Here is a 6,120-nt window from a genome sequence, read left to right as displayed (position 1 = left end):
CTTTTGATCTATCGCAACCGCCATTTCTAGAGGGCTTCTAGTCTGTCCCCGCGTCAGTTTGGAATTGCTTGAAATGAGGGCTTTTCCTTTTGCATCCCGCGGCGGCCTTCAATATCTGTGGGGTCACGCATCACCGATGGGTCTGCCGTTTTCATGATCGTTTGTTCCTGTAACGTCATCAGCGACCAGGATGTCCGCCGTGCGGTCAACGCTGCGGAGGACCTTCCCCGCAATGCCAAGCAGATCTATGGTTGCCTCGGTTGCAGTGCCGAATGCGGCCGATGCGCGCGCACCATCAAGACCATCATCGACGAAGCCCTGGGCGCCTGCGCTGCGGCGCCGGTTGCCCGCACAGCCAGGCCAGCGTGCAACCGCACGCCCACGCCCACACCGAGTTCGCGCTCGCGGCTTCCTGAAATCCGCACGAATCCCTGGCTACTGTCGTTTGCCGGCCGGCGCCGGCCGGCAGAGGGTTGCTCCTGAATGTGATCCGTTTTAGAAGCGTTCTAAGCAGTTTAACTCGTCAGGAGACCACATGCAGGGCGACGCCAAGGTTATCGAATACCTCAACAAGGGTCTGCGCAGCGAGCTCACCGCCATCAACCAGTACTGGCTGCATTACCGGGTGCTGAACAACTGGGGTCTGCTGGAGATGGCCAAGGTCTGGCGCAAGGAATCCATCGAAGAGATGGAGCACGCCGACAAGTTCACCGACCGGATCCTGTTCCTCGAGGGCTTTCCCAACCTGCAGGTGCTCGATCCCTTGCGGATCGGCCAGAACGTCAAGGAAATCATCGAGTGCGATCTGGCCTCCGAGATCGCCGCCCGCACGCTCTACCAGGAGGCCGCAACCTACTGCCACGGCGTCAAGGATTACGTCAGCCGCGACCTGTTCGAGAGCCTGATGAAGGACGAGGAGCACCACATCGACTTCCTCGAAACCCAGCTCGACCTGATCAAGCGCATCGGGCTGGAGCTCTACACCCAGAAGCATGTCGGCGGGCTCGAGAGCGGGGACTAGGGACTGACTACGCGAGATCGGCGAGTCGCTTGCTGCCCATGCTTCGAGACGCTCGCGCCGCACGCTCCTCAGCATGAGGATGTTGTGTTTCAACAATTTGGTCCTCATCCTGAGGAGGCCACGAAGTGGCCGTCTCGAAGGATGGGCAGCAATACCCGTTTGTGATTCCAGGTATTAGGCGAAGCCACACTCTTGCACTCACGCTGGTTCCTCAAACGCGGCTTCGCGATCTCGCGGCGCATTCCGCCCGAGCTTGGCTGTCGATTGCCGCCCTCCGGAACAAAGAGGGCGCAGGGAAAGTCGGATGCGCGCTGCACCCGCGGTCTCGTGTGCAAATGCACGAGTAAAAAACGCACACGAGCATACAGGTGAAGCGGAAACATCCGACTTTCCCTGCGCAGTGGCTTTACGGATTATATCGCGCTCTCCTCGGTGAGCCCTGCACTTTTGCCACCGTCGCCCCCGGAAAACCGACCGGGAGCTTGACACCTGCCAGTGGGGTGTCGGGACCACACGTTTTTTCCGTACGCAGCCAACCCGCCCGTCTCGCGCGCCGCCGCGTCCACCGCAACCCGCCCCGCGTTCGTGACGTTCGCGAAACGCCCCTCTCGAGTGGGACGGGATGGCTGTCGATATAACCTGGTTTGCGATTCTGGAAAACAGAAATATTTTTGTGCGAGGGGCTTGACATAAATTCCGATAATCGGAAGTGACTTGCCCGTCGGGTCGTCACGGAGGTTCGCAACCGGGCCGCCGCTTTCGCGGGTGATGACGAGCTGTATGCCTACCGCGCTCCGTCGCCATCCTTGCAAACAAAATGCCCGTGATCGCTAGCCAGGCATCGTCCAGTGTTGGCTGTGCACGCTCTCGTGCGGCCGAATTACGCTCCGCCATCAAATCACAACTGTTCCCTGTACTTCGCCTCGATCGCGGCCTGGCTTTCCGGCTCGCCGAGGCTGGTCTGGTCGTGGATCACTTCGGCGATGCTGGGCAGCACCGCGCGTTCGACCCGGGTCTCCGGCGACCACAGTTTCGAGCGCATCAGGGCCTTGCCGCAGTGGAAGTAGGCCTCGTGCACATTGATACTGAGCGCCGCGCGCGGCAGCTTGCCGAACTCGATCATCGAGGCCAGCAGATCCGGATCGGCCGAGAGCTTGCCCTTGCCGCCGACGCGCAGCGTCTCGTCGATGCCGGGCACGAAGAAGACCAGCTGCACGAAGCCCGAGCCCTCGACGATGTTGCGAAAGCTGTCGATCCGGTTGTTGCCGGAGCGATCCGGCATCACCAGGAGGTTCGGCCCGGCGACGTGGACGAAGCCGGGGTTGCCGCCGCGCGGCGACGCGTCGACGCTGCCGTCGGAGCCGGAGGTGGCGAGCACGCAGAACGGCGACATCGCGATGAATTTTTTTGCATGCGCGTCGATCTCCGGGCGCGCCTTGGCGATCACGCGCGGCGAGGGGGCTGGATAGATCGTCTCGAGGTCGCTGGCGGCAAAGTCGGTCAAGGGCTCTCTCCGTTGCGAATGCGGTGCGAAACTATCACCGTGGCATGGCTTGGCAAAGCCGGGGCCTGACGCGGGCCGCCTGGCAGCGATCGGGGCGGCGGCTATTTCGTCGTCACGAGATCACCGAACAGGGTGTAGTTGGCTTTCGGGCCCTGCATCACCAGCGTCCAGTGCGAAAAATCGTTGGCGCCGGTGCAGCTGTTGCCGCCGCCCTGCAGGATCAGCGTGAGCAACTGGCGCGGCGCGATGCCCGGCCGGAAAACGCCGCTGCCGCCGGCCGGGGCGGAGAGTTTCCATTCCTTGTAGAGCGTGGGCCCTTGCCCCCGGTCGGGGCGGTCGCGCGGGTCGACCTCGAACACCGACACCGTCTTCGGACGGGCCATCGACAGATCGCCGGAGTGGCCGAGCTTGTCGCGGAACGACAGCACCAGCCGGTCGTCCAGCCATTTTGCCGTGAGTTCGTAGCTTGCCGACGGCGTCGCGATGCCCGCGATATCAGCGGCGTCGGCTTCGCCGGTAAACAGCGTGGCCTTGCCGGCAAAGCGCAGGCTCTCGATCTCCTGTTGCTTGCCGGAATCCAGCGCCACGGTGGCGACGTTGCGCTGGCCCTCATGGGTGCAGCAGGCGCAGGCCAGCGCCGGCGGGCTGGCGCTGAACAGCGCGACGATCGTCAGCAAAAGCGAAATGACGACGCCTCGGCGGCGCATCGGTCGGGTCCTCCCGGCTACCGCTTGTCCTCGACGTCGGTGTCGGGACGGTCGCTGCCCGCGGCGGTCTCGGTGTGCCACCTGCCGTCGGCGGTCTCATACTCGATCGCCTCGGTGCGTCCGGGCACGCGCTGCTCGGCGGCGGCGCGCTTGGCGGCGGCCAGCGCCGCGGCATGGCTGGGAAAGGGTTCCGAAAACACGCCATTGACGGTGTAAGCCCAGCCGCCGTCATGCTCGACGATCTTGTAGGTGATGTGGCTCATGTGGAACTCGCTTGTTGGCTGGCGACGCGGCGTGATGGCAGGGGTGATTGTGCCGCCCATTCTATGACAAAATGCGGTCACGATGTAGGTATTGCGGCCGGTTATTCGTCCTCGGTTCGGGTGAAGCGGGCGCCGAACTGGGCAGCCGGGCAAGGGAGAAGACAAATGTGCCGCAACATCAAGACGCTGTTCAATTTCGAGCCGCCCGCGACCGGGGACGAAATCCACGCCTCCGCGCTGCAGTTCGTGCGCAAACTGTCCGGCTTCAACAAGCCGTCGCAGGCCAATGCCGAGGCGTTCGACCGCGCGGTTGCGGAAGTGTCCGATTCGGCCCGCCGGCTGCTGGCCTCGCTGCACACCCATGCGCCGGCGCGCGACCGCGAGACCGAGGCGGAGAAGGCCAGGGAACGGTCACGGCTGCGGTTCGGGTAAACGGCGGCGCGCCGTTTGCGTGACGCGCCTCACGGTGCGGCTCGACGGCGGCGCGCAGGATGGCTGGCGTTATCTGCCATCGGAGACCGGCCATGAGCCCCATTACGCGATTGAAATTCAGTTCCGTCTTGTTCACGGTGCTGTGGACCGGAGGTATGCTGTGGTGGAGCGGGGCGTATCAGCCCGCCAACATCATCATCCTGTCGGTCTGCGGCGCCCTGGCCGGCTATTTCTGGTACCGCGCGATGCGCTGGCAATTCCAGTTGATGGGAATGCTGTCGCGCAACGACACTGCCGAAATGCGGTGAGGCAGCGAAGGACGGGCAAAGGCACGCCTGCTCTTTGCCCGCCCTGCGTTACTTCTTGTCCTTGTGCTTGTGCCGCTTCTTCTTGTCCTTGCGATGTTCGTCATCGCCGTCATCGTCGCCGGACTCATCGTCCTGTTCGGCCGCCGCCAGCGCCTCGCGTTCGGCAGCCTCGCGTTCCGCGGCTTCGCGCTCGCGCGTCCGCTTGTAGTCTTCATAGGCGTCGAACAGGAGGTGCAGCCATGGCATCACCTGTTCGATCGACGGCAATTGCCCCTGCGGTCCGGCTTCGCCGCGCGGACCCGGCTCGCCCTGCGGGCCGGGCTTGCCCTGCGCGCCGGCTTCGCCACGCGGGCCTTGCGGACCGGGCTTGCCTTGCGGCCCGGCCTCGCCTTGCGAACCGGGCTTGCCCTGTGGGCCGGCCTCGCCACGCGGGCCCTGCGGCCCGGGCTTGCCTTGCGGGCCCGGCTTGCCGCGCGGACCTTCCAGTCCGGGGCGTCCGGGATGCCCTTGCGGGCCGGCACGCCCCGGCTCGCCGCGCGGGCCCTGCGGTCCCTGTTTGCCTTGCCGGATAACGCTATCGTCCGCCACTTGCTCACTCCCGAGATGATTCCGAGGCAATTTCTACCAGACGTTTGATGACAGCACCAATTGCATCGATAGTGCGGGTGGATTTGATCAACATCAATCATCGCAGCGTTTCTGGTGCGCGTTAGCCCGCGTCCCACTTGACCGGCAGGTTGAGCAGTCCCCGGAACGCCCAGCCGCCGATCCGCACCGGCTCGCTCTCGTCCAGCCGCAAGTCCTTCAACCGCGCGAACACGCTCGGCAGCGCCACGTCGGCCACCATGGCGCGCGAGGCGAAGGCGCCGGCGCAATAATGCGGGCCGGCGCCGAAGGCGATGCTCTTCTGGGTGTTGCGGGTGACGTCGAAGCGGTCGGGATCGGCAAAGCAGGCTTCGTCGCGATTGGCCGAGCCGAACATGAAGAACACCCGGTCCTCCGGCTCGAAATCGACGCCGCCATAGGACCATGGTTTGGCGACCCGGCGCGGCGACATCCCGATCGGCGCGATCCAGCGGGCATATTCCTCGAACACGTCGAGCCATTTCGCCTTGCCCTCGCGCACCAGCGCGAGCTGTTCCGGATGCGTCAGCAGCGCCCAGACCGTGCCGGCGATGGCGTCGCGCGGCTCGTTCTGCCCACCCGAAATCGCGAGCTTGATGTTGGCGCGAATGCTGTCGATCGGCATGCCCGCGGCCAAGAGCACGCTGAGGATCGAGGTGTCGGGATGTTTCGTCACCACCGGGATCATGTCGTCGATCGCGGCGTCAATCCCCGCGGTGGCGGCATGGCAGCGGGCCTCCACCTCCTTGTTGCCGCTGTAATTGGCGATGCCGTCGATCATCGCCTGCGACCACGCGTCCATGTCCGCAAAGCGGATGTTGGTCAGCCCGGTGACGTCCTTCAGGCACTCGGCCGACAGCGGAAGCGCGAACGCCTTGCAGAGATCGGCGCGGCCGGCCGGCGCGAGCTCGTCGAGGATGCGGTCGGCATGGTCCTGGAACTGGCCGCGCCAGATGTCGCGCACGGTGCGCGGCGATACCGAGGGAAACATCGCGGCACGCTCGGCCATGTGCGCCGCGCCGTCCTTGCGCATCATGTTGTGGCCCATCAGCGTGTTCATCAGCCCGGCCGGCTGATGCGAGGAGAACACGTCGATGCGCTTTTCCTGGGTGAAGATGTCGTCGCGCCGGGTGAACACCGTGGAGCCCAGCTGCGGCACGAACGCGATCGGCGCGTCCTTCCGCATCTTCGCCAGCGTCGGGTAAGGGTCGGCCCAGAAGCTGGCGACGTCGATCTGGAAATGCGGGGCGTTGGACATGGG

General features: G+C 64.7%; 8 protein-coding genes and 1 pseudogene. 4 read left to right on the top strand and 5 right to left on the bottom strand.

Annotated features, from left to right (window positions below; translation table 11 throughout):
* The first annotated feature begins 153 nt into the window (after positions 1-153).
* Together Q7U29_RS14460 and bfr are read left to right on the top strand one after the other, a co-directional pair.
* A pseudogene (locus tag Q7U29_RS14460) lies at positions 154-416 on the top strand (bacterioferritin-associated ferredoxin).
* Between the two features lie 119 nt (positions 417-535).
* The gene (bfr, locus tag Q7U29_RS14455; protein ID WP_304742532.1) at positions 536-1,021 is read left to right on the top strand and encodes a bacterioferritin; all 486 of its coding nucleotides are present in this window, start codon (positions 536-538) and stop codon (positions 1,019-1,021) included.
* An 898-nt stretch (positions 1,022-1,919) separates the two neighbouring features.
* Here the strand turns inward: bfr and Q7U29_RS14450 are convergent.
* From Q7U29_RS14450 to Q7U29_RS14440, 3 genes are all read right to left on the bottom strand, one after another.
* Entirely contained in the window at positions 1,920-2,525 is a 606-nt protein-coding gene (locus tag Q7U29_RS14450) for a pyridoxamine 5'-phosphate oxidase family protein (protein WP_304742530.1), read from the bottom strand.
* A 101-nt stretch (positions 2,526-2,626) separates the two neighbouring features.
* Complete coding sequence (locus tag Q7U29_RS14445; RefSeq protein ID WP_304742528.1) at positions 2,627-3,232, bottom strand: hypothetical protein; 606 nt, start codon at positions 3,230-3,232, stop codon at positions 2,627-2,629.
* 17 nt (positions 3,233-3,249) lie between these two features.
* Positions 3,250-3,495: a DUF2188 domain-containing protein gene (locus Q7U29_RS14440; RefSeq protein ID WP_304742526.1), complete on the bottom strand. Its 246-nt coding sequence runs from the start codon at positions 3,493-3,495 to the stop codon at positions 3,250-3,252.
* 165 nt (positions 3,496-3,660) lie between these two features.
* Here Q7U29_RS14440 and Q7U29_RS14435 point away from each other — a divergent pair, with 165 nt between their 5' ends.
* The gene (locus tag Q7U29_RS14435; protein WP_304742524.1) at positions 3,661-3,927 is read left to right on the top strand and encodes a DUF2277 domain-containing protein; all 267 of its coding nucleotides are present in this window, start codon (positions 3,661-3,663) and stop codon (positions 3,925-3,927) included.
* Positions 3,928-4,019: 92 nt separating this feature from the next.
* Entirely contained in the window at positions 4,020-4,235 is a 216-nt protein-coding gene (locus Q7U29_RS14430) for a hypothetical protein (RefSeq protein WP_304742522.1), read from the top strand.
* A gap of 48 nt (positions 4,236-4,283) precedes the next feature.
* Here the strand turns inward: Q7U29_RS14430 and Q7U29_RS14425 are convergent, their stop codons facing one another.
* Both Q7U29_RS14425 and Q7U29_RS14420 read right to left on the bottom strand, forming a co-directional pair.
* Positions 4,284-4,823, bottom strand: a complete 540-nt coding sequence (locus Q7U29_RS14425) for a collagen-like protein (protein WP_304742520.1) — start codon at positions 4,821-4,823, stop codon at positions 4,284-4,286.
* A 121-nt stretch (positions 4,824-4,944) separates the two neighbouring features.
* On the bottom strand, positions 4,945-6,117 hold the full coding sequence (locus Q7U29_RS14420; protein WP_304742534.1) for a cytochrome P450: 1,173 nt from the start codon (positions 6,115-6,117) through the stop codon (positions 4,945-4,947).
* Positions 6,118-6,120: the final 3 nt, after the last annotated feature.

It is taken from the genome of Bradyrhizobium sp., assembly GCF_030654605.1.
GTDB lineage: Bacteria > Pseudomonadota > Alphaproteobacteria > Rhizobiales > Xanthobacteraceae > Bradyrhizobium.
Note: the sequence above shows the minus strand (reverse complement) of the source record. Positions and strands in the feature narration are given on the sequence as shown.

Bases quoted from the DNA above. Each gene is read 5' to 3' on its own strand.
- Q7U29_RS14420 (WP_304742534.1), bottom strand. From the start codon at position 6,117: ATGTCCAACGCCCCGCATTTCCAGATCGACGTCGCCAGCTTCTGGGCC.
- Q7U29_RS14430 (WP_304742522.1), top strand. From the start codon at position 4,020: ATGAGCCCCATTACGCGATTGAAATTCAGTTCCGTCTTGTTCACGGTG.
- bfr (WP_304742532.1), top strand. From the start codon at position 536: ATGCAGGGCGACGCCAAGGTTATCGAATACCTCAACAAGGGTCTGCGC.
- Q7U29_RS14435 (WP_304742524.1), top strand. From the start codon at position 3,661: ATGTGCCGCAACATCAAGACGCTGTTCAATTTCGAGCCGCCCGCGACC.
- Q7U29_RS14440 (WP_304742526.1), bottom strand. From the start codon at position 3,495: ATGAGCCACATCACCTACAAGATCGTCGAGCATGACGGCGGCTGGGCT.
- Q7U29_RS14445 (WP_304742528.1), bottom strand. From the start codon at position 3,232: ATGCGCCGCCGAGGCGTCGTCATTTCGCTTTTGCTGACGATCGTCGCG.